21 protein-coding genes are annotated in these 22,415 nt (G+C 33.9%); 7 read left to right on the top strand and 14 right to left on the bottom strand.

What is annotated here, in order from left to right:
* Positions 1-53: 53 nt before the first annotated feature.
* A complete protein-coding gene (gene aspS / locus L3049_RS19545) occupies positions 54-1,811 on the top strand; it encodes an aspartate--tRNA ligase (protein ID WP_275111517.1) in 1,758 nt (585 codons plus the stop codon).
* A 69-nt stretch (positions 1,812-1,880) separates the two neighbouring features.
* Here the strand turns inward: aspS and L3049_RS19550 are convergent, their stop codons facing one another.
* The 9 genes from L3049_RS19550 to L3049_RS19590 all read right to left on the bottom strand — a co-directional run bounded on the left by L3049_RS19550 (position 1,881) and on the right by L3049_RS19590 (position 10,099).
* The gene (locus L3049_RS19550; RefSeq protein WP_275111518.1) at positions 1,881-2,588 is read right to left on the bottom strand and encodes a hypothetical protein; all 708 of its coding nucleotides are present in this window, start codon (positions 2,586-2,588) and stop codon (positions 1,881-1,883) included.
* 192 nt (positions 2,589-2,780) lie between these two features.
* Positions 2,781-4,571 carry a translation elongation factor 4 gene (lepA, locus tag L3049_RS19555; protein ID WP_275111519.1) on the bottom strand — a complete coding sequence of 597 codons (1,791 nt, stop codon included), beginning with the start codon at positions 4,569-4,571 and terminating at the stop codon, positions 2,781-2,783.
* A gap of 152 nt (positions 4,572-4,723) precedes the next feature.
* Entirely contained in the window at positions 4,724-4,858 is a 135-nt protein-coding gene (locus tag L3049_RS19560) for a hypothetical protein (RefSeq protein ID WP_275111520.1), read from the bottom strand.
* A 401-nt stretch (positions 4,859-5,259) separates the two neighbouring features.
* Positions 5,260-5,661 carry a hypothetical protein gene (locus tag L3049_RS19565; protein WP_275111521.1) on the bottom strand — a complete coding sequence of 134 codons (402 nt, stop codon included), beginning with the start codon at positions 5,659-5,661 and terminating at the stop codon, positions 5,260-5,262.
* Between the two features lie 93 nt (positions 5,662-5,754).
* A complete protein-coding gene (locus L3049_RS19570; RefSeq protein ID WP_275111522.1) occupies positions 5,755-5,937 on the bottom strand; it encodes a hypothetical protein in 183 nt (60 codons plus the stop codon).
* Between the two features lie 12 nt (positions 5,938-5,949).
* Entirely contained in the window at positions 5,950-6,135 is a 186-nt protein-coding gene (locus tag L3049_RS19575; RefSeq protein ID WP_275111523.1) for a class IIb bacteriocin, lactobin A/cerein 7B family, read from the bottom strand.
* Between the two features lie 207 nt (positions 6,136-6,342).
* A complete protein-coding gene (locus L3049_RS19580; protein ID WP_275111524.1) occupies positions 6,343-8,505 on the bottom strand; it encodes a peptidase domain-containing ABC transporter in 2,163 nt (720 codons plus the stop codon).
* Between the two features lie 82 nt (positions 8,506-8,587).
* The gene (locus L3049_RS19585) at positions 8,588-9,730 is read right to left on the bottom strand and encodes an HlyD family secretion protein (protein WP_275111525.1); all 1,143 of its coding nucleotides are present in this window, start codon (positions 9,728-9,730) and stop codon (positions 8,588-8,590) included.
* Between the two features lie 15 nt (positions 9,731-9,745).
* Entirely contained in the window at positions 9,746-10,099 is a 354-nt protein-coding gene (locus L3049_RS19590; protein WP_275111526.1) for a hypothetical protein, read from the bottom strand.
* 300 nt (positions 10,100-10,399) lie between these two features.
* Here L3049_RS19590 and L3049_RS19595 point away from each other — a divergent pair, with 300 nt between their 5' ends.
* From L3049_RS19595 to L3049_RS19610, 4 genes are all read left to right on the top strand, one after another.
* Positions 10,400-11,344, top strand: coding sequence for an adaptor complexes medium subunit family protein (locus tag L3049_RS19595; RefSeq protein ID WP_275111527.1), 945 nt, complete (start codon positions 10,400-10,402; stop codon positions 11,342-11,344).
* A gap of 109 nt (positions 11,345-11,453) precedes the next feature.
* Entirely contained in the window at positions 11,454-11,939 is a 486-nt protein-coding gene (locus L3049_RS19600) for an RNA polymerase sigma factor (protein WP_275111528.1), read from the top strand.
* The gene (locus tag L3049_RS19605) at positions 11,940-12,809 is read left to right on the top strand and encodes a FecR family protein (RefSeq protein ID WP_275111529.1); all 870 of its coding nucleotides are present in this window, start codon (positions 11,940-11,942) and stop codon (positions 12,807-12,809) included.
* On the top strand, positions 12,810-15,308 hold the full coding sequence (locus L3049_RS19610; RefSeq protein ID WP_275111530.1) for a TonB-dependent receptor: 2,499 nt from the start codon (positions 12,810-12,812) through the stop codon (positions 15,306-15,308).
* 399 nt (positions 15,309-15,707) lie between these two features.
* Here L3049_RS19610 and L3049_RS19615 read toward each other — a convergent pair whose 3' ends face one another.
* On the bottom strand, positions 15,708-16,070 hold the full coding sequence (locus tag L3049_RS19615) for a hypothetical protein (protein ID WP_275111531.1): 363 nt from the start codon (positions 16,068-16,070) through the stop codon (positions 15,708-15,710).
* A gap of 172 nt (positions 16,071-16,242) precedes the next feature.
* Here L3049_RS19615 and L3049_RS19620 point away from each other — a divergent pair, with 172 nt between their 5' ends.
* On the top strand, positions 16,243-17,790 hold the full coding sequence (locus L3049_RS19620; protein ID WP_275111532.1) for a hypothetical protein: 1,548 nt from the start codon (positions 16,243-16,245) through the stop codon (positions 17,788-17,790).
* Positions 17,791-17,815: 25 nt separating this feature from the next.
* Here the strand turns inward: L3049_RS19620 and L3049_RS19625 are convergent, their stop codons facing one another.
* On the bottom strand, positions 17,816-19,171 hold the full coding sequence (locus tag L3049_RS19625) for a M23/M56 family metallopeptidase (protein WP_275111533.1): 1,356 nt from the start codon (positions 19,169-19,171) through the stop codon (positions 17,816-17,818).
* Positions 19,164-19,544: a BlaI/MecI/CopY family transcriptional regulator gene (locus L3049_RS19630; RefSeq protein WP_275111534.1), complete on the bottom strand. Its 381-nt coding sequence runs from the start codon at positions 19,542-19,544 to the stop codon at positions 19,164-19,166. The genes L3049_RS19625 and L3049_RS19630 overlap by 8 nt, the downstream gene beginning before the upstream one ends.
* Before the next feature lie 144 nt (positions 19,545-19,688).
* Between L3049_RS19630 and L3049_RS19635 the strand changes: the two genes are divergently transcribed.
* The gene (locus L3049_RS19635; protein WP_275111535.1) at positions 19,689-20,312 is read left to right on the top strand and encodes a hypothetical protein; all 624 of its coding nucleotides are present in this window, start codon (positions 19,689-19,691) and stop codon (positions 20,310-20,312) included.
* A 50-nt stretch (positions 20,313-20,362) separates the two neighbouring features.
* Here the strand turns inward: L3049_RS19635 and groL are convergent, their stop codons facing one another.
* Positions 20,363-22,000 carry a chaperonin GroEL gene (gene groL, locus L3049_RS19640; RefSeq protein ID WP_275111536.1) on the bottom strand — a complete coding sequence of 546 codons (1,638 nt, stop codon included), beginning with the start codon at positions 21,998-22,000 and terminating at the stop codon, positions 20,363-20,365.
* A gap of 44 nt (positions 22,001-22,044) precedes the next feature.
* The gene (locus L3049_RS19645) at positions 22,045-22,323 is read right to left on the bottom strand and encodes a co-chaperone GroES (RefSeq protein ID WP_275111537.1); all 279 of its coding nucleotides are present in this window, start codon (positions 22,321-22,323) and stop codon (positions 22,045-22,047) included.
* Between the last annotated feature and the right edge of the window lie 92 nt (positions 22,324-22,415).

Here is a 22,415-nt window from a genome sequence, read left to right on the forward strand (position 1 = left end):
TTGGAATGGCATTACTCCTAACTAGATTGGATTGAATCAATAAATGATATAAGATGTATAGAACTCATACTTGTGGTGAATTAAGAATTCAGAATGTAAAGGAAACTGTAACCCTTAGTGGTTGGGTGCAAAAAGCACGTGACTTAGGAGGAATGACCTTTGTCGATCTTCGAGATCGTTATGGTATTACTCAGTTTGTTTTCGACATGGAAACCAATCCAGAGCTATGTGCTCAGGCTAGAAAATTAGGTCGTGAATTTGTTGTTGCAATTACCGGAACCGTTAATGAACGTCAAAGTAAAAACTCAAAAATACCTACAGGTGACATTGAGATAATTGCTGAGAAGGTTGAAGTATTGAGCAAGTCTATAACACCTCCATTTACAATCGAAGAAAACACCGATGGTGGAGACGAACTGAGAATGAAATACCGTTACCTTGATTTACGTCGTAACAGTGTTCGTGAGAATCTGGTAATGCGTCATAAAATGGGTATCGAGATTCGTAATTTCCTTGATCAACTTAATTTTATTGAAACAGAAACACCAGTATTGATTAAGTCGACTCCAGAAGGAGCTCGTGACTTTATCGTTCCTTCGCGAATGAATCCAGGTGAGTTTTACGCTTTGCCACAATCTCCTCAGGTATTCAAACAATTGTTGATGATCTCTGGTTTCGACCGTTATTATCAAATTGTAAAATGTTTCCGCGACGAAGATCTTCGTGCTGACCGTCAGCCTGAATTTACTCAGATTGATTGCGAAATGGCATTCGTAGAGCAAGATGACATCTTAAATACTTTCGAAAGCTTAACGAAACACCTTTTCAAGAAATTGAAAAATGTTGAGCTAAATTTCGATTTCCCAAAGTTAGACTATGCTGATGCCATGAAATACTATGGTAACGATAAGCCTGACACTCGCTTCGAGATGAAATTTGTTGACTTAAGCGTTGTAGCTAAAGGAAATGATTTCAAAGTATTTGATGAAGCTGAATATATTGGAGCAATTTGTGCTACAGGTTGTGCTACTTACACACGTAAGCAATTAGATAAATTAACTGATTTTGTGAAGAAACCACAAATTGGAGCTAAAGGCCTAGTTTATGTGAAATATAACGAAGATGGTTCTTTCAAATCATCTGTAGATAAATTTTACTCTGCTGAACACCTACAAAAGTGGGCTGAAGCTTGTAATGCAAAACCAGGAGACTTAATCTTAGTTCTTGTTGGTGATCGCAACACAACACTTCCTCAACTTTCTGAATTGCGTCTTGAGATGGGGTCTCAACTTGGGTTGAGAGACAATGAGAAGTTCTCTCCACTTTGGGTTGTAGATTTTCCTCTATTGGAGTGGGATGAAGACAACAAGCGTTTTCACGCGATGCACCATCCATTTACATCTCCTAAAAAAGAAGATTTCCATTTATTGGATACAGATCCTGGAGCGGTTCGTGCAAATGCATATGACTTGGTTATTAATGGTGTTGAAATTGGTGGTGGTTCTATTCGTATTCACGATACAGAACAACAAGCTCAAATGTTCAAACACTTAGGTTTTACTGACGAAGAAGCTCAGGAGCAGTTTGGTTTCCTAATGGATGCTTTCCAATATGGTGCACCTCCACATGGTGGAATCGCCTTTGGATTTGACCGTTTAGCTTCTCTTTTTGCTGGTATCGAGTCTATTCGCGACGTGATTGCTTTCCCTAAAAATAATTCGGGACGCGATGTGATGATTGATTCACCTTCTACAATTGCTGAAGAACAAATGATTGAATTAGGTCTTGACTACAGAAAGAAGTCTGAATAAGAACAATTCTAGATATATAAAAAATGCCTCGATTATATCGAGGCATTTTTATTTTCTTCTATTTAGAGCTTATTCCTTTTTCTTCTTTCTTTTAATCCTCTTCACTTTTTTACCATCGTCTGATTCTTCTACCTCTACGGTCACTTCTACCTCAACTTCACCATCTTTCTCTACCCAAACATTATCATCTCCCGAACTTTTTATTTTAATGATTTTGTAGCCATCTTCTTCTGTTATTTGAACATCATCAGAATCGTTAAGAATGATGATTTTTTCGCCCTTTTTACCATGAGCGTCAATCATGTGCATTTTGTGCTTTCCACCTTTTAGGATTTCAATATGAATATCCTTCTCAATACAAGAATCTCCTTTGTGAATAAAAACGTTACCATCTTCATCGGAAAATTTAAACTCCTTAAGCATCTTAATTTCAAAATCTTCATCAATATCATGGTCCCCATCAGCCGTTACATGAATTTTTCGAATTATTTTTTTGTGTTTCCCATGATGATCACCATCCTCAGAAATCCAGATTTTATGTTTCTTCATAATCGAATCAGCCATGCCATCTAAATTCATTACTTCAATTATTTTATCATGTCCTACTCTTTCATGAAAAATGGTATCGATAATTGTTTCTTTTCCATCCTCAATTACTTTAACCTTTACATGAACTTCATGCTTTTCATCCTTCTTTTCTTTTTCCTGAGCAAATGATCCTTGTGCAGCACATACTGCAAAGCCAATTAATAATAGATAGAGTGATAATCGTTTCATAAGTTCCTTTTTTAATTCAATAATTACTTTCTACCAACAAATTTACTACACTACTAAAATAAAGGCAGTTAAGCTTTAGCTAAAAAAAGTTAAGGAAAGGTTAAAAGGAAAACAAAAAAAAGCTGCTCGAAATAATCGAACAGCTTATTATATCAATAACTCTGACAGGAATTTGTAGTCTGTCTAGTCGTCTTAATCTAGCTTAAGAACGGCTAAGAAGGCTTTTTGTGGAACTTCCACATTACCTACTTGCTTCATCTTTTTCTTACCTTTCTTTTGCTTCTCAAGAAGTTTACGTTTACGTGTGATATCACCACCATAACATTTTGCGGTAACATCCTTACGAACCGCTTTTACAGTCTCTCTGGAAATGATTTTGGCTCCAATCGCACCTTGTATAGCAATATCAAATTGCTGACGCGGTATAAGCTCTTTCAGCTTCTCACACATTCTACGACCAAATGATTGTGCATTGTCGAAGTGAATTAAAGTTGAAAGTGCATCAACACCTTCTCCATTTAAAAGAATATCAAGTTTTACAAGTTTGGCAGCTTTAAATCCAATTTGGAAGTAGTCAAAAGATGCGTAACCTTTTGAAATACTCTTCAGCTTATCGTAGAAATCGAATACAATTTCACCTAATGGCATTTCATAAGTCAATTCTACACGATCACTCGTTAGGTATTGTTGGTTTGTCATCATACCACGCTTAGCCAGACAAAGGTTCATTAAAGAACCAACAAATTCTGATTTGGTAATGATCTGTGCTTTGATAAATGGCTCTTCAATAAAATCGAGTGAGTTTGGATCCGGCATATCCGAAGGGTTATGCATTTCGAAAACGTCACCTTTTTTAGTGTGAGCAATATAGGATACGTTGGGTACCGTAGTAATCACGTTCATACCAAATTCACGATCCAATCGTTCCTGAATAATTTCCATATGAAGCAGGCCAAGAAACCCGCAACGGAAACCAAAACCAAGAGCTAGTGATGATTCTGGCTCAAAAGTTAAAGAGGCATCGTTTAGCTTTAATTTCTCCATCGAAGCTCGTAAATCTTCATAATCTTCACTGTCGATAGGATAGACTCCGGCAAATACCATTGGCTTTACTTCCTCAAAGCCATCAATCCCTTTTTCACAAGGCTCTTCTTTATGCGTAATGGTGTCACCAACTTTTACCTCTGTAGAAGTTTTGATACCCGATATAATATAACCTACATCACCTGTTTTTAATATTTTCCTTGGCTCACGTTCAAGTCTTAAAACTCCAATTTCATCAGCGTAGTATTCTTTATCAGTATTTAAGAATTTTACAAGATCTCCTTTTTTAACCTCCCCATTCATAATACGAATGTATGTGATGATACCACGAAATGAATTGTATTCAGAGTCAAATACCAATGCCTGAAGAGGATCATTTGGTTTGCCTTCTGGGCATGGAACTCGATCTACAATTGCTTCAAGAATATCTGGTACACCTTCACCAGTTTTACCCGATGCTGCAAGAATTTCATCTCTATCACAACCAATCAAATCAACAATCTGATCTTTTACATCCTCAGGGTTTGAGTTAGGTAAGTCAATCTTGTTAAGAATTGGAATGATTTCAAGATCATTCTCAATAGCTAAATAAAGGTTCGAGATTGTTTGAGCTTGAATACCCTGAGTTGAGTCAACAATAAGAAGAGCTCCTTCGCAAGCAGCAATTGAACGAGAAACCTCGTATGAAAAATCTACGTGACCTGGAGTGTCAATAAGGTTTAATACATAGTTTTCACCATCATTACCCTCATAGTCCATTTGAATAGCGTGACTTTTAATGGTGATACCACGTTCACGTTCCAAATCCATATCGTCAAGAACCTGAGCTTGCCTTTCACGTTCGCCTACAGTTTCTGTTTCCTGTAATAAACGGTCAGCTAGAGTACTTTTCCCGTGGTCGATATGTGCTATTATGCAGAAATTACGAATGTTCTTCATCTTATCCAATTATCAATTACGAATTATCAATTACGAGTCCAAACTTCACAGCTCCGTAATCCGTAATTCAATCAACTGACAAAGATATTCAATTAGTTTGAATAAATAGAATTTGGTATTTAATGATTGAAAAGATTAATGCAAAAATTTAATTATTGCATTATCAATCCTACTAAATTACCAACTAAACCAGCCACAAGCATTAATCCCATAATGCATGCACCTACTATTAATACCAAACGCTTATTTTTTTTATTGCTTCTATCAATTAATTCTTCTGTAATCATATCTTATTATTCAAATGAGTGCGTTAATAACAATCTGTAATTACTCTGATAATAAATATACAAAAACGCTTCTACTTAGCCATAGATTTATGATCTGGAAAACATCTTGAAACACTTAAAATGCGATTCGAATCCCAGCTTTCAAATAAAAATCATCTGTATCGAATCTCCAAATTCATCTAAATTTTTAATTCTACGCAGGTTTTACCTAAGTCAACTTAGCGGTTTGCCAAGTTAGATTTACCATGGTCAATATGTGCAGTAATGCAAAATTTTCCAATGTTCTTCATCTTATCCAATTATCAATTAGAAGAAGCATAAAATTATGTACTAATCCCACATATATTTATAACAAAAATTCAATTCATAAAAAGAGTTTTTCAAAAAATAACCTGAAGATTTTAAAACACCTCATTTTTAACCTCTTCAGCATCACACTCAACAATATAATCCCATGACACATATGTTAACAATGCTCCAATAATAGTTGCAATAATATCCTTATAGTCAAAACCATTTTCAAATGGAAGGTTCAATAATTCTAGTACAATTACACTGCAGAAAAATTTGACAATTATAACTTTCGAAGTGAATCTTTTGTTTATTGGGTTTATTATTAAAAAGAAGAAACATAATCCAGGCACAGCAACTATATTAGTAAAGGTGTCAGCTAAATAATAGTCAAATATTCCATTTGAATAAATATATGGTCTATACACTTGTAAACCCAAAACGTATATGCCAAATGGAATTAAAAATATTATCAAGTACTTTAACCTTTGCAAGTACAACCTCTTTATCATGTGAAAATAATTTGCTTATTAAAGTATAAAATTACTATTATTTGAAATATTCTTGCTCTATAAGAGCATAAAGTTCTTATAGAGCAAGAATAATTATTCCATGTGTGCATACAAGTAACTAAATTCACTCTCATATGCACGTTGATCCGCTCTAAATGCAGCCATCCAACCCATTGTTTCTAAAATCCAATCTGTAAACTCCGAACCTCCATTAACACCCTCTAACTGACTACAGGAGAGGTCACTTAGCGAATTAATCTTAATTTCTATACTCATAACTATTATTATTTAAAACACTGATTCATAACTATTAACACCTTTCATAAAGTGTTCCCTGGAACTTTTAGGATTAAATGCAATATCAAGTGCTAATCCACAAATTACACCTAAAGCCCACTCTATAAATCCTCCATCAACATTCTTCATTTCAGATGAATTCATCTCCTTAACTCCAAATTCATTTAAATCTTTCATTTTACAAAATTTTAAATTGTTAGTAATTTATTAATTTTGTGCAGGCTAATAAGCTAAGTCCGATTAACAGCAATAGTTTTCGCGAACACTTCTGCTTTTCGGGCTTTTTTATTTCGCCTACATCATTATATTCATATTGGCCAAATTTGAATAACAATTATAAAGATAATTCTATGTAGTCCAATAAACTTGGACTTAACAATATTTTTAATTTAAAATTGCAAGTTCTGGAATTTGCTTTTGCCACATGTGGTAATATTTCCCTTGTTTTTCATATAATTCAGTATGCGAACCTTCTTCCATTAATTTGCCTTTTTCCAAAACAATGATTTTATCCGATTGCAAAACAGTTCCTAATCTATGAGCAATTAACACAATGGTTTTTCCTTCTTTTTTCAAATTACGTATACACTCTTGCACTTGTTCCTCTGAAATGGAATCGAGCGAAGAGGTTGCCTCATCTAAAATCAAAACCTGAGGATCGCGATACAAAGCTCTTGCAATTGCTAAGCGTTGTTTCTGACCTCCTGAAAGAGAAGCGCCATTCTCTCCCAACCAGGTTTGGAAACCATTAGGCAATTCTTCTATAAAACCAAGTATACCCAATTGTTTACAAATATCAAGTATTCGTTCCATTTCAGGCTGAAACTCTCCTACTGCGATATTTTCCACTACATTGCCAGCAAATAAATCCAGATTTTGAGGTACAATACCCACATAATTGCGCAAACTATCGTTCGAGGCATATTTAATATTTACAGTATCGATATAAATATTTCCATCGTTTAGTGGATAAAATTTTTGCAACAATGCCGCTATGGTAGTTTTTCCAGAACCACTTTCACCTATAATGGCAGTAATTTTCCCATGCGGTATTTGCATAGTAAACTTCTCAAACACGTCAACTCTTGTTCCGTAACTAAAGGAAACATCTTGAAAAAGAATATCTCCCTTGATTTCTTTTCTCAGCTCCACCATATTCTCTTCATCCTCCCGCTCCAAATCCATAATTTCGAACAAACGATCAGCAGCAATTAAGGCATTCTGTATCGATTTATTCATTCCTATCAAACTTGCAACTGGACCAGTAAAATAGCCAATAATGGCATAAAAAGACATCAATTCTCCGGGCGTAATGGTGCGATCAATTACTAGATAGCCACCAAACCACAACAAAACAATCGTAAATATCCTACTTAAAAACTCAGAGGAATTAGTTGAAAAAACGGAATTTAAACCCGATTTATAACCAGTTTGCAGCAAGTTGATAAAACGAGTTTCTGTTTTTATATTGGCAAATCCCTCTAAACTTAGTTGCTTAATGGTTTTTACAGAATTTAACGATTCTACCAATTGAGTCTCTAGGTCGGCCGCTCGTTCCATTACCTTTCGCTCTTGCTTTTTATTTAGCTTGTTAGTAATTAAATATACAAGAGAGTACAAAGGAATAATCAGAGCCATTGCGAGTGCCAGTTTCCAAGAATAGATAAACATCAATCCAAAGGAAAAAACCACAATAAAAACATTTACGATTAAACTAATGGCTGTATCGTTAATAAACGAACGAATTTTTACCGCATCATTTATTCGGGAAATAATTTCCCCTATTCGCATGGTATCAAAGAATCGCTGAGGTAACTTTAACAAGTGTTTGTAATAGCCTAAAATCAGCCGAGAATCAATCAACTGTCCGGTTTTTAAAACCATAACAGTTTTAGCTGTTCCAATAAAAATTTGAAATATCACCAAAATAACCATCCCCACACTTAGCAGATTAAGCAAGTTTGTATTTCCATCGACCAAAACAAAGTCTGTTAACTTTTGTATGTATATTGAGGTTGATAATCCTAGTACAGTATAAATAATAGCTCCAAACAACGCTTGAAACAAAATACTTTTATGTGGTTTCAATAAAAAAAAGAAACGAGATATATTCGATACTTTTTCATTTTTTTGAACAAATTCCTCATTGGGAACCATCAATATCAACACACCAGTCCATTCTTTCTCAAATTCTTCTATACTTTTTTTGTGAATCTGTCCATCCCCAGGATCCATAATTTCCACATAAGTATCTGTAGCCTTCAAAATAACCACATAATGCTGCAAAACTTCTTTTACAATAACATGTGCTATGGCAGGCAACGGTATCTTTGGCAAACTATCCGTTCCTCCTTTTACACCCTTAGCAGTAAAACCAAGTTTTTCTGCGGCCTTAATTAATCCTAAAGCATTGGTCCCTTTTTTATCGGTACCCGCCATTTGTCTAATCCTTGATATTGGCAGCTTTAATTTATAATGTGCTGAAATTGAAGCCAAACAAGCCGCCCCACAATCAGTAATATCGTGTTGTTTTATTTTAATACTCATATAAATTCAATCTGAGATAATAGACGTGAGAATTGAGATTAATAAATCCCAACTAATTTTAGAAAATTCTTAAGAATCTTACTTATGATTTTAAGCGTGGATTCAGCCAATCATCAACATTATCGTACAGCAATTGGAATAATGTTCGTTCCGTAACCTGAAAGCGAGCGGTTAAACTCATTCCTTTCGTCAAATTACCTTCGTAACCATTTTTCAATTTCAAGTGCTTCTGATCTATACTGCACCTTACTTTAAAATAAGCATTGTTTTCAATCTGAAAAATATCAGGAGATATTTCAATCACCCTTCCATTGCCAAGTCCCCATTGGTTGTAATTGAAAGCATCCATTTGAAAATTCACACTCATCTCTTTTCTTATGTATCCAATATCAGATGGAGACAAATAACATTCAACAATTAATCCACTTGCTGGTGATATTTGACAAATAGTTTGCCCGGGAGCCAAAAAATTCCCAGCTTGAATTCCTGTAAAATGTGTAATTGATCCTGATATAGGAGCCGTGATCACATAATTTTGTTTCTCCTTATTATTTTGAATTATACTCGTTTCCAAATCCATATTTTCATTCACGAGATCTCTAAGACTTGTTTGCCATTTCAAATTCTTCTGCTTCACATACATATCTTTGTTTTGATGTGTTTGTTGCAATTCATATTCAATTTTTTCAAAATCAACTTTTGCCACGACCTCTTTTTCATACAAGGTTTTATTCAAATCAAAGTCCCTTTTCTTTTGCTTTATGTCTGCATCTAGCTCAATAAGATTTTGATTGTACTCCTCCAATTCATTCTGATAAAGGAATGTTTGTAAACGCTTAGAACTGGAATTAATTAGCATTTCCAGATCTTTTCTAAACTCATTATTTAAATCCAATCTACTACCTAATGATTTCAATTCGTTATCCAATTTTTGAGCATTCAAAATTAAAAGTGTATCTCCTTTTATTACCTGTAGATTTTCATGTAGTCGATTTTCTGCAATTTGTCCATATATAGCAGAAATCACATTATTATTTTCATTTAAACTACGAATAGTACCTCTACCTTGTTGCGTAATCGGAACATTCACAACAGGTAAAGCAAGAACACCAGCAATTAGTAAAACAATAACAAGCAAATAAATAATTTTAATATTTGAATTAAATTTTGCAAAATGAGCTTCGGTAGTATGATCTATTATTTCTTTCGGGAAAATAGTTTTCATTGAGAAGTATTAATTTCAGATTAGAGAATATGCCAATATTGAATCAAAATTAATCACAAGCAATCCAGAAAACTTGGACTCTTGCAAAAAACCTCCTCCATTAATATCAATAAGTTGCTTTTCACTTTTAATCACTCTAAATGGATTTTGTATTTCAAGTTCCATTTCTCCTGAATACTCATAAGAACCAGAATCTCTATTGTAACTTATTTCAATCCCCAAATCTTTAAATTCATCAAAATGATTAAACAAATGACTTCTGGAAATTCCTAATTCATTCGCCATGTTCTTTGCACTCCCAGTTCGCCCATCTTTAATCAGACGATCCATTCTCATCAATCGTTCCACAACATCTAAAATCTTAACCATACTAGTTTATAATTAACAGTCATACCTAGTCTTAAGTAGTAGCTCGTAATTCAAATATAGATTACACCCTATTAATTCTAATATTGTTAAAAAGGTAACCCCACATCTAAATATTTATTATGAACAATTCTATGGCGCATGTCAAACTATATTTTAACCGGATTAACACATTACATTCATCTCAAAAGAATTAAGTTTCGAAAAAATTATTTCCATTTTTTAGTAGGGTAAGATTCTAGTTTATCGGTTCACATACAAACGAGCTCAAAATCTTAATTGTAAAATTATAAAATAACGATCATGAAAAAGTTTTCTTTTATACTAGTAATAGGTTTAGCCATATCTTTTTTCTCTTGTGACAACAAAGACGACGTAGTTGATGTTTTAGATGAAAAACAAGTTGAATTGAACAACTCTATCGAAACTGTAGTTGCATCAGAAGAGGCTTCAGAAACAATTATTGAGGTTGCAGATTACGAAGTTGATTTATTTTCATTTATGGAAAGTGAGTACGATCAACCAACTGGAACCAAAGAAGGATACCAAAATAGATACGGACAATTATTTATGGAATGGCAACGCTACAAAACAGATAAAATGCCTGAAGTATCTATCGAATTTGGCGAAGATGGCCGATTTCCAATGACAATAACAGTAAATTATGGAGATTCAACTGTTCTTTACAACGGTACTGTTATAGGTGGTGTAGTTGTAATTGAATTATCCGCACGTCCACGTACTGATGGCGCTGTTCGCGAAATTACTTTCGATCTAATGATTGATTCTGTAGCAATGGATGGTACAAAACGAATGGAATTCACTGGAGAACAAGGAGTATCAAGAAAATGGGAATATACAAGTGAGCTTACTTTCACTTATCCTGATGGAACAGAATTATTCAGATCTGCAGATAGAACTAGAGAATGGGTAGCTGGTTTAGATACTAAATGGGATATCAGCGATGATAAAATTGAAATTAGAGGATCTGTAACTTGTGTTGACACAGAACAAAATGAATATTCTAAAGTTATTGATGAAGAAAATCCTTTAACAAAAATCGGAACTTGTAGAATGATTGTAAGCGGATTGGTAACATTCTCGCAGAACCAGGAAGAATTTGCAACTTTTGATTATGGTGATGGTGAATGTGATAACCTTGCAACATATACTTACACTAACGAAGATGGTGAAGTTGTAAGCAAAGAGATTGAAATTGGTAAGCACAAAAGATATAAGAAAAACTAGGTAGTATTCACAACCACTTAGCATTAGGGTGTAGGGAAAGATCACAATCACCTCTGCACCCTAATATTCGCTAAAAAAGTTTATTTTTACCTAAACCAATCCTCTAGCTTTGACACAAGAAGAATTTAAACTCTTATTTGATAAGTATTTCGATTCAATCAGGAACTATATTTATTATCGTTCTGGAGATGAAGAGTTGGCTACTGATATTGCACAAGATAGTTTTATGAAATTGTGGGAGAAACATTTAGATTTTGAAGAAAAACCTTTACGATCTTTGCTCTACAAAATTTCGAACGATCTTTTTATCAGTAAATACCGAAGAGAAAAGGTAGCCCAAAAATACTTAGCTAAGTTAGCTCCTTCAGTTAACAATCACTCTCCGGAGGATGAATTAGCTTACAAGGAATTACAAACAAAATACGAAACAGCACTCAAGAATCTATCTGAAAAACAAAGAGTTGTTTTTTTGATGAGCAGAATGGAAGGCTTAAAATATCAAGAAATTGCTGACCAACTGGAATTAAGTGTAAAAGCTGTTGAAAAGAGAATGACATCTGCTCTTTCATTTTTACGAAAGGCATTAGGAAAATAAATGAAAAAAGACAACCAACATAACGAACTCAACTCGGATATGGATTTTTTAAATTCACTTCCAGAAATTGAAATGTCCTTTTCGAAATCAAAAGATGATGTTTGGAAAGAGCTTTCGATGAAAACGGCTGCTCCTGCTAAAGAAGTAAAAGTTATTAAATTACAGTGGGCGAAATATGCCGCTGTAGCATGTATTGCGATTCTTTTAGGACTTACTGGTTTTATCAATTTATATACAAAAACAATTTACTGTCCTAAAGGGGAACATCTAAGCGTACTTCTTCCAGATCAATCTGAGGTGGATTTAAATGCAAACTCAAGTATTTCTTACAAACCTTACTGGTGGAAAGTATCACGAAAAGTGAAATTTGAAGGAGAAGCATTTTTTAAGATCACCAAGGGAAGTAAATTCGAAATTGCATCGAACTATGGTAAAACCTATATTTTAGGAACCAGTTTCAATATTTATGCAAGAGGAAATCAATACAAGGTTACTTGCTACACAGGAAAAGTTAAAGTCGTTTCCACTTTAACATCTGATAAAATACTTTTGCTTCCAAACGATCATGCCTACGTTACCAAAAATGGCTTACTCGAATTAAGAAAATGTGACAATTCTGAAGCTAAAATCTCTTGGCGTAACAATTTATTTTTCTTTACAGACACTCCTATTCGTACTGTTTTTGAAGAAATCGAATTGCAATATAATATCAACATCGTAGAGAAAGGAAAATTTAGTTCAACTTATACCGGAAACTTTGATCTAGGGAAATCGGTTGATAGCACATTGTATAATGTTTGTATGCCAATGGGATTAAAATTTGTGAAAGGCCCTAATAATAATTATATTATAACCACAAAAGCCCAATAAGTGAATCGAATTATCATATTGCTAATCCTAGTATTAATTCATTCAAATATTTCTGCTCAAAAAGTAATAATCGATGTAAAAGATCAAGCTTTGAGTGAAGTATTGATTGACTTACGGGATACTTATGATTTTCAACTTTCATTCAACAATAATTTACTCTCGCAATATTCTGTTAGCGTAAACAAATCTTTTCAATCGAAAGATCGTGCCATAGAGTTTTTGTTGCGAAAATTCCCGCTCAACTATCAAAAATCGAATGAGGTTTATTTAATATTCCCAGAAGAGAAAATTGTTCAACACAGAGTTTTTGGGCAAATACTCGACAAAGAGAGTTTGGAACCTCTGCCCTTTTCACATCTTACGATTAATGATTTACCCATGGCCACTGATGAGCATGGGAATTTTTCATTTACCTCCCACATTGATAGCACTTTTAGAATTCTTGCATCTCATTTGGGCTATTTTATTCACGACACTTTAATTAATGAAGGCCCCAACCAAAACATTCTATTAACGGCAGCTAGTACCGATTTACCAGAGATTATCGTTACCGATAAAATCGTTCAAACCTTTATCCGAATGGGGAATCAATCGGGAAACCTAAAATTGAATCATAAAATTGCCGGTTTTTTGCCAACAAATAACGACAACTCTGTATTTGAATTGCTTCGCTTGCAACCAGGAATATTAGCTGCAGGGGAACAAAAAGATGACCTTATTATTTGGGGTTCATACGAAGGGGAAAGTCAAGTACTATTCGATAACATTACACTTTGGGGCTTAAAAAATTTCTATGATGATATTGGTGCTGTAAACCCTTTAGTGGTCAAAAATATTGAAGTTTTAAAAGGAGGTTTTGATGCTCGATATGGCGATCGTGTAGGTGGTATAGTTCACATAACAGGCAAAAATGGGAGTAAATTAAAACCAACCCTAAACCTTACCCTAAATAACATTACCGCAAGCGGATCTTACGAACAGCCAATAGGCAAAAGGTCTTCTGTTTTGGTCGCTTTTCGCCAAACCTATTACAACCTATTTAAAGATGAACAAATAAAATACGGAACATCGAACATTAGTTTGCAAGGACAAACAAATCAAAATACTGACACTCCATCATTTCTAGATTTAAATGTTGCACCTGATTACAAATTTCATGATTTAAACTTTAAATTTTCTACCAATTGGGAAAATGGTGATAATTTCTCTGTTAGTTTAATGGGTGGTGAAGACCGATACTCTTACGATATAACCACAGAATCTTTTACTAATGCGAAAAAACACAAATTTGAAGGTAATGATCAATTTGGGGGCTCAATAAATTATGGCAAAGTTTGGAATAATGGAAATACCAGTTCTATTTCCCTTTCCCGATCCGAACTAAAAACAAGAACTAGTGATGTTGTCTCGATTAGTCGAATTCGCACGGATGAAGAATTTTTTAGAAGAGATGATAAATCGAGAAACAAAATTATGGAGCATCGGGCAACACTTAAAAATACTTTTGTTTTTGCTGAAGATCAAAATTTCGAAACTGGAATTAATTATATCAACAACGAAGTTGATCTAAAAGAAGATTCCTTAGATATAAACATCCTGCATATAAAATCAAAAGCCGACCGACTAGGCTATTATTTTCAAAACAACCTAAATGTTAGCAATGGCATTTCAATTAAGGCAGGGTTTCTTGCAAACTATCCAATTAAACTAAAAAAATTGTATTGGGAACCGCGTATCTCATTGAGCTTACAACTTACCGAAAGCATAGCCGTTAACGGAGCTTGGGGTTTATACAAACAATTTATTACGAAGAGTTCGGTACTAAGCGCAAATGGTAGTTATAGATACATCTGGGTTGGTGCTGACGAAAAAGAAATTCCTGTTTTAGAATCTGTTCATCATGTTATGGGAGCATCATACCATAAAAATGGTTTTACACTTAGTTTAGAAGGATATTATAAAAAAACTGACGGGCATACTCGCTATTATAAATTTCGAAATGAGGGCAACATAAGCACAGGTCAAAGTAAAAGTTCAGGCTTAGATGTATTCGCTAAAAAAGATATCGGAAATCACACTTTGTGGGTTTCATACTCCTTAAGTAAAACCACCGAAAAATTCGATTATTTTAACAATATCGAATACCGAAGAGCTTTGCATGATCAGCGCCATGAAATCAAAACCGCTGGTTTATTAGCCCTTAAGCCTTTCTATATTTCTGCCAATTACATTTATGGTTCGGGCTTTCCAATTTATTCTCAAAGACAAGAAGTTGTAGCAGAGCCTGATTACACCAGATTAGATGCAGCAATTATCTACAAATTTGCCCCTAAAAAGATCAAATGCGAATTAGGTGTCCTTTTTCACAATATTCTTGATACAAACAATATCACCTACGAATCTTACGAACGAATCCCTTTAAACCAAATCAATTCGATAAGTATCTATACCGAAACGGTTCCTACATCTGTACGCTTATATTTCAAAATCAGCATCTAAATATTTCTTGGTTTTAACGCATAAAAAAACCGGACAAGAAGAATCTGGTCCGGTTATCACAACTAAATATTAAAACATAATCAAAAAGATGGTCAATTTAAATACACCTACGTACAAGGTATATAAACAAGAAGAATATAAGCGCTCCGATTAAGTATGGAATGTTCCTTAAAAAAGTATAATCACACCTAACTTACTTTTAAACTACTAATTCTAACGGATTGGATCATTTGTAAATATTTACTAACAAGCCAAAAAGAAATCGTTAATTCCTCACTATAACGTCACAACTTAGTATTCTTCATGTTTGGTTAATAGTTAGATCATTAACAACACAAGGGGGATAGTGTTATTAACTCTCTAATAAATTGCAATTGGGTTAACAATTACAAATGGTTTTCAAAGTACGTTATCACCAGAAATTTCCTCAAAACTACTTTTTAAAGTAGCCATTCGTTTCTGATAAATTGGAGCCTGTGTAGTTGCAATAACTACCGAATTTAATTTACCTGAGATCTCATTTTTAAATGATTCCAATTCTTCAATCGAAACTGTCTCTTTAATAGATTCAACCAAATTGGTTAGATCCATTACTCCAGCAAATTTTTCTACAATCACCTTCCCAATTTCCATTGCCTGATTTTGGCTAATGTTCTTGTTCATTTGATCTACTCCAATACATTCAAGAGCTTGATTTAATCCGTTAACTGTTTCAAGTTTCTCGGATTTTGTTAATTTTGATAACAGATTGCTTGTATTCATATTCCGCTTCAAGATTATTTTTTAAATGTCATTCTCTTGATTTGATGATTCAAAAGTAGCTCATGTATTGGGTTTATTAAAATCATTTTTTAATACAAACTACGAAGTTCAAACAATATGAAAGCAATCAATAAACCTGTTTTTAAAGCAGTTAACTCATACAACCAGTACAATGCCTAAACAACAAATAGACCCTCTGTTTCAATTAATTAAATCGATTTCGAAATCTGAGAAAAGAAATTTTAAGTTGTATGCGAATAGAATTAGCAGCGATAAGGAGACAAAATTCTTACAACTTTTTGATGTACTTGACCGATTGGACGAATACAATGAATTGATTATTCTAAAAAAAGCCAAAGACATAAAACAATCTCAGCTTCCAAACCTAAAAGCACATTTATACAAACAACTACTTACTAGCTTACGATTAACTCAGATAAATCATGATGTTAGCATAAACATTCGTGAGCAAATCGATCATGCAAAAGTTCTTTACAACAAAGGATTGTATCAGCAAAGTCTACGAATATTAGACAAAACAAAAGTATTGGCTAGAAAGAACAAGAAGAACATACTTGTTTTTGAGATCATCCAATTCGAAAAATTGATTGAATCTCAATACATTACCAAAAGTATTGAGAACAGAGCCGAAGAGATTACCCGAGAAGCAACTGAAATCAGTAAAACGATGGACGGTGTTGTCTTTTTCTCTAACATGTCGATTCGCCTTTATGGCTTATACCTTAAAGTTGGATATGTACGAAATGAGAAAGATTTATTGATGGTTCAAGAATTTTTCAATACCAACCTGCGTTCACACGACATTCAATCCTTAAGTTTCTTTGAGAAGTTGTATTTGTATCAATCTTACGTGTGGTACTATTTAATTGTGCAAGATTTTTTATTGTGCTATAAGTATGCCCAAAAATGGGTCGATTTGTTTTTAACGAATCCAGAAATGATACATATTCATACAGATTTGTACTTAAAAGGATTAAATAACGTATTGGTTGCACTGTTTTACACTAATCACGTAAGTACTTTTAAAAAGAATCTGCGCCTGCTTAGAAAGTTAGAAAAAGAAGATCAGTTCAAGCACAACTCGAACTTAAATATTCTTTTACACATGTTCCTCTACATGCATCGGATCAACCGACATTTTATGGATGGAACTTTTGACAAAGGGATTCATTTAATTCCAAAAATTGAGAATTTCTTAGAGGAAAATAAATTTGGAATGGACAACCATCGTGCATTGGTTTTCTATTACAAAATAGCTTGTTTGTATTTTGGCAATGGTCAATACAAAGAGGCAATAAAGTATTTAAATCGTATTTCGGATGTAAGAGATACAAATTTGCGTGGTGACATCCATTGTTTCGGTAGAATCCTAAACTTGATTAGTCACTACGAATTGGAAAATACAGAACTGCTAGAATATCAAATCCGTTCTACCTATCGTTTCCTTGCAAAAATGGACGATTTACAAGAAGTCCAAAAATACATTCTACGTTTCTTAAGAAAATTGAGTTCTATAAGCCCAGATCAATTAACTGATGAATTGAAAAAATCTAGAGTGGAATTACAAAAGTGGGTCAATGATCCTTTTGAAAAAAGAGCGTTTCTATATCTGGATCTCATTTCCTGGTTGGATTCAAAAATACAAAATCGGCCAGTTCAAGAAGTAATTATGGAAAAAATTGAAAAACACAAAAGATAAAGGGATCATACGATCCCTTTTCTTTTTATCTTTTATAAGCAGATAAATCCATCTTAAAATAATCTTTTGGATTTACATGTTTGCCATCTTTTTTCAACTCAAAATGCAAATGTGGTCCTGTTGATATTCCAGAAGAACCAACTTGACCAATAACATCTCCTTTTGAAATCTTTTGCCCTTCCTTTACGGCATAAGAATCCATTTGGGAGTACAAACTTGACATTCCATTTTGATGATCGACAATTATAAATCGTCCATAACCTTTACCCTTTTCAAAGTTCTCATTTACTTTTCTCACAACACCATCTAAAACAGACACAATAGGTGTTCCTTTTGGTGCAGCAACATCCATTCCCTTATGAAATTTTTTCTTTTTCGTTATGGGATGAATTCTTTCTCCGTAACCTGCTGAAATGAAGATTTTATTTCCCGGCTTTATCGGAAAAATGATATCATTTGATGGATAGTAAGCTTCAAAATTACCATCAATGGTAGGCTCTTGCATTTCTGTAAAACTAAAACTTAGCAAGCTAATTAACAGAACCGGTATTGCCAGTAATAACTTTAAATTTGCTAACTGAGATGTATGTATTTTTTTAATCATTTTTATTCTTTTTAATGTTAACGATGAATTAAAAGAACTGGTTAAAGTAAGCATCATCTGACTTTCTACGCTTTTTAAAAGTGCAGTCTGATAACTTATTTTATCAACTCCTTCTTTTAAACATTCTCTATCGGCTAAATACTCATGCATTTCGATCAGTGATCGTTTTATTAAATAAATGAAAGGATTAAACCACAACAATACTTTTAGCAACTCTATAAAAATTAAATCAAGAGAATGTACTTGTCGTGCATGTATTGATTCGTGCAAAAGAACATGATTTTGTTCCGATTGAGTAATGTTTTTGGGATTTAAAAAGATGTATCCGAAGAAAGAATACGGCGAAGAATTTTCGTTTACAGATACAACTTTAAACCCATTCCTGATTTTTATTTCATTGGCTTGTATTAAATTAACAAGATGAACTACATGTTTTGCAATTCGAAGTAAAGCAAATGAAAACCCCAAGAAGTAAATACCAATCAATAGTGATAAGAAAGAAAAGGAAGATGAGTGTTCGTCCAAGTCTGTGACTTGCACCAACTCATTGTGAAATGAATTTTCTAGCTCCCATACAAATTGATTTGTAATTGTTATCACTTCCTCATTTAAAGAATAATTCAACAAAGGAATAAACATGGCTATTAATGCTGAAAGCAAAAGATAAATTCGATTTCTGGTCGCAAAGGTATCTTGTGCTAAGAAAAATCGGTACACCAAATAAAATCCGGCCATACAGAAACTACATTCCAATAAATAAATTCCGAATTCAGCCATTTTCCTTCTTATTATGAATTTGTTCCTCAATAAGTGATTTCATTTCCTCTAAGTCTGAAAGAGATAAATCTTGTTCGCGAGCAAAAAAGGATGTGAATCCCCCAACCGAATCGTTGAAAAAACTCTTCATCATTCCCTTCATAAATTCGCGAGTGTAAGCATTTTTTGATATCAATGGATAATACTGATTTACTTTCCCAAACGTATTGTATCCAATAATTCCCTTTTTAACCAAAACCCTAACAACCGTAGAGATTGTTGTATAAGCTGGTCTTGGATGTGGAAATTCCTCGATTATATCCTTTAGGAAAGCTTTTTCAAGCTTCCATAAATATTGCATGATTTGTTCTTCCGCCTTGGTTAATTCTTTCATGGCGCTAATGTATGACTATTTTTGTAGTTATGCAACTATCTTGATAGTCATAAGCGATAAATATAAAATTTGAATACGTGTATTTCAACAGTAAACTGTCTAATAAACAAAGAGATCTATTTGTTTAATCTTAAATAACAAATCATGAGAAACGTACTAATAATATATGTCCTTATTCTTTCAAATGCTTGTGCAAGTTCATATGTATCCTATCAAAGCATAGAAAAACCGAAGGAATATTACCAGAAGATTTTTGTTGTTACACTTTTTAATGATATCCTACTAAAGGAATTTAACGAAGAAACTTACAACAACTATATCCGAGATTTTTTAAATAATATTGATGCGATGGATAGAAGAAATCTGATGGAGCATTCTCTTAAAAATACCATTGCAAATTCAAGAACAATACTTACCAACTCAAAAGATCAATTTAAAGTTAATATAGATGTTGATTACAATGATTTCATGATGACTCTAAATGAATTTGAATCAGAAGCCATTCTTGTAATAAATGAAAAAGCATATTATTATAATGTAAGCGAACGAATAAATTGCAATGGAGATATTAGAACTACAGAAAGTCCTAATGCCGAATTTCACGCTTATTTAATTGATGCAAAGAGTTTGCAGCCTGTTTGGGTAGGGAAAATTCACTCTACGGGAAGCCAATATGATTATACCGGGTCGATGTATAATAGCATGTGTAGAAAACTGAACAAAAAATTAATTAAGGAAAGATTCTTAATGCCTGCTTTAAAACAATAAAAAAAGGCGACACAAGGTCGCCTTTTTAATATATAATAGATATAATTTTCTTACATCATACCTGGCATACCACCACCCATTGGAGGCATTGCAGGAGCTGCAGCTTCTTCTTCTTTCTCTTCGATTAATACACACTCGGTTGTTAAGAACATACCAGCAATAGATGCGGCATTCTCCAGAGCAACACGAGACACTTTAGCAGGATCGATTACTCCAGCTTCAATCATGTTTTGGTACTCACCAATACGAGCATTGTATCCAAAGTCAGCTTCGCCAGCTTTAACTTTATCAACAACTACAGCTCCTTCGCCACCAGCATTAGCAACAATCTGACGCAACGGCTCTTCGATTGCACGTTTCACGATTTCGATACCTACAGTCTCATCTTCATTATCTCCTTTAAGTCCTTCCAAAGCAGCAATTGAGCGAATGTAAGCAACACCACCACCTGCAACAATACCTTCTTCAACTGCAGCGCGAGTTGCACTTAAAGCATCATCCACACGGTCTTTCTTCTCTTTCATTTCAATTTCAGAAGCAGCACCTACGTACAATACAGCAACACCACCAGCTAACTTAGCTAAACGCTCTTGAAGTTTTTCCTTATCGTAATCAGAAGTAGAATTCTCAATTAGAGTTCTAATTTGAGCAACACGTGTATCAATTACATCCTTAGATCCAATTCCATTTACAATTGTTGTGTTCTCTTTGTCAATTGTAATTTTCTCACACTGACCTAACATTTCAATTGTAGCTTGTTCAAGCTTTAGCCCTTTTTCTTCAGAAATAACAACACCACCTGTTAGAATAGCAAGGTCTTCAAGCATTTCTTTTCTTCTGTCACCAAAACCCGGAGCCTTAACAGCAGCAACTTTTAATGAACCTCTCAAACGGTTTACAACCAAAGTAGCCAATGCCTCACCTTCTACATCTTCAGCAATAATCATCAGTGGACGACCAGCTTGCGCAGCAGGCTCAAGAAGTGGCATCAACTCTTTCATCGTTGAAATCTTCTTGTCACATAACAGGATGTATGGATTCTCAATATCCGCTTCCATCTTATCACCATTCGTGATGAAATATGGAGAAATATAACCACGGTCGAACTGCATACCTTCAACTACTTTTACGTAAGTCTCCGTACCTTTTGCTTCTTCAACTGTAATAACACCTTCTTTCTTTACTTTTTCCATTGCTTCTGCAATAAGAGAACCAATTGTCTCATCATTGTTTGCAGAAATCTTAGCAACTTGCTTAATCTTATCGTAGTTGTCACCAACTTCGTTAGATTGAGATTTGATATTTGCTACAACGGCTTCAACAGCTTTGTCAATACCACGCTTCAAATCCATTGGGTTTGCACCAGCAGTTACGTTCTTTAAACCTACATTTACGATAGACTGAGCTAAAACAGTTGCAGTTGTTGTACCGTCACCGGCGTCATCAGCTGTTTTAGATGCAACTTCTTTTACCATTTGAGCACCCATATTAGCTCCCGGATCTGATAATTCGATCTCTTTTGCAACAGAAACACCATCTTTAGTAATTTGTGGTGCACCAAACTTACGATCGATTACCACATTTCTACCTTTAGGTCCTAAAGTTACTTTTACTGCATTTGCTAAAGCATCAACCCCTACTTTTAGTAGATCGCGAGCTTCTATATTGAATTTAATTTCTTTTGACATCTCTAATAATTAATGATTAAAACTAATTGGATTTAAAACTGCAATTAAGCAATGTAAAGAATATCTGCTTGCGACATCAATAGATAATCTTCATTATCAATATTCAATTCTGTACCTGCATATTTACCGTAGAAAACGGTATCACCAGCCTGTAGTTCCATAGGCTCGTCTTTCTTATCAGCACCTACCAATACAACTTTACCTTGTAATGGTTTTTCTTTTGCTGAATCAGGAATAATAATGCCACTAGCTGTTTTTTCTTCTATTGCCATTGGGACAACTAAAATTTTGCCCGCAAGAATCTTTCCTTTTAATTCTGCCATTTCTTTAAATATTTTAAGTTATTATTTTCTTTTTTAGATCCTTTCCCTTTCATATTCCATGCCAAACAAAAATCGTTGACATATTTTCAGAA

The sequence above is a fragment of the Labilibaculum sp. DW002 genome (assembly GCF_029029525.1).
In the GTDB taxonomy this organism is placed as follows: Bacteria; Bacteroidota; Bacteroidia; order Bacteroidales; family Marinifilaceae; genus Paralabilibaculum; species Paralabilibaculum antarcticum.

Excerpts from the sequence above, each read along its gene's own strand:
- L3049_RS19635 (WP_275111535.1), top strand. The coding sequence starts at position 19,689 with ATGAGAAACGTACTAATAATATATGTCCTTATTCTTTCAAATGCTTGT.
- L3049_RS19575 (WP_275111523.1), bottom strand. The coding sequence starts at position 6,135 with ATGAAAGATTTAAATGAATTTGGAGTTAAGGAGATGAATTCATCTGAA.
- L3049_RS19605 (WP_275111529.1), top strand. The coding sequence starts at position 11,940 with ATGAAAAAAGACAACCAACATAACGAACTCAACTCGGATATGGATTTT.
- L3049_RS19585 (WP_275111525.1), bottom strand. The coding sequence starts at position 9,730 with ATGAAAACTATTTTCCCGAAAGAAATAATAGATCATACTACCGAAGCT.
- L3049_RS19645 (WP_275111537.1), bottom strand. The coding sequence starts at position 22,323 with ATGGCAGAATTAAAAGGAAAGATTCTTGCGGGCAAAATTTTAGTTGTC.
- groL (WP_275111536.1), bottom strand. The coding sequence starts at position 22,000 with ATGTCAAAAGAAATTAAATTCAATATAGAAGCTCGCGATCTACTAAAA.
- L3049_RS19595 (WP_275111527.1), top strand. The coding sequence starts at position 10,400 with ATGAAAAAGTTTTCTTTTATACTAGTAATAGGTTTAGCCATATCTTTT.
- L3049_RS19630 (WP_275111534.1), bottom strand. The coding sequence starts at position 19,544 with ATGAAAGAATTAACCAAGGCGGAAGAACAAATCATGCAATATTTATGG.
- L3049_RS19580 (WP_275111524.1), bottom strand. The coding sequence starts at position 8,505 with ATGAGTATTAAAATAAAACAACACGATATTACTGATTGTGGGGCGGCT.
- L3049_RS19615 (WP_275111531.1), bottom strand. The coding sequence starts at position 16,070 with ATGAATACAAGCAATCTGTTATCAAAATTAACAAAATCCGAGAAACTT.
- aspS (WP_275111517.1), top strand. The coding sequence starts at position 54 with ATGTATAGAACTCATACTTGTGGTGAATTAAGAATTCAGAATGTAAAG.
- L3049_RS19625 (WP_275111533.1), bottom strand. The coding sequence starts at position 19,171 with ATGGCTGAATTCGGAATTTATTTATTGGAATGTAGTTTCTGTATGGCC.
- L3049_RS19620 (WP_275111532.1), top strand. The coding sequence starts at position 16,243 with ATGCCTAAACAACAAATAGACCCTCTGTTTCAATTAATTAAATCGATT.
- L3049_RS19565 (WP_275111521.1), bottom strand. The coding sequence starts at position 5,661 with ATGATAAAGAGGTTGTACTTGCAAAGGTTAAAGTACTTGATAATATTT.
- L3049_RS19560 (WP_275111520.1), bottom strand. The coding sequence starts at position 4,858 with ATGATTACAGAAGAATTAATTGATAGAAGCAATAAAAAAAATAAGCGT.
- L3049_RS19590 (WP_275111526.1), bottom strand. The coding sequence starts at position 10,099 with ATGGTTAAGATTTTAGATGTTGTGGAACGATTGATGAGAATGGATCGT.
- L3049_RS19550 (WP_275111518.1), bottom strand. The coding sequence starts at position 2,588 with ATGAAACGATTATCACTCTATCTATTATTAATTGGCTTTGCAGTATGT.
- L3049_RS19570 (WP_275111522.1), bottom strand. The coding sequence starts at position 5,937 with ATGAGTATAGAAATTAAGATTAATTCGCTAAGTGACCTCTCCTGTAGT.
- lepA (WP_275111519.1), bottom strand. The coding sequence starts at position 4,571 with ATGAAGAACATTCGTAATTTCTGCATAATAGCACATATCGACCACGGG.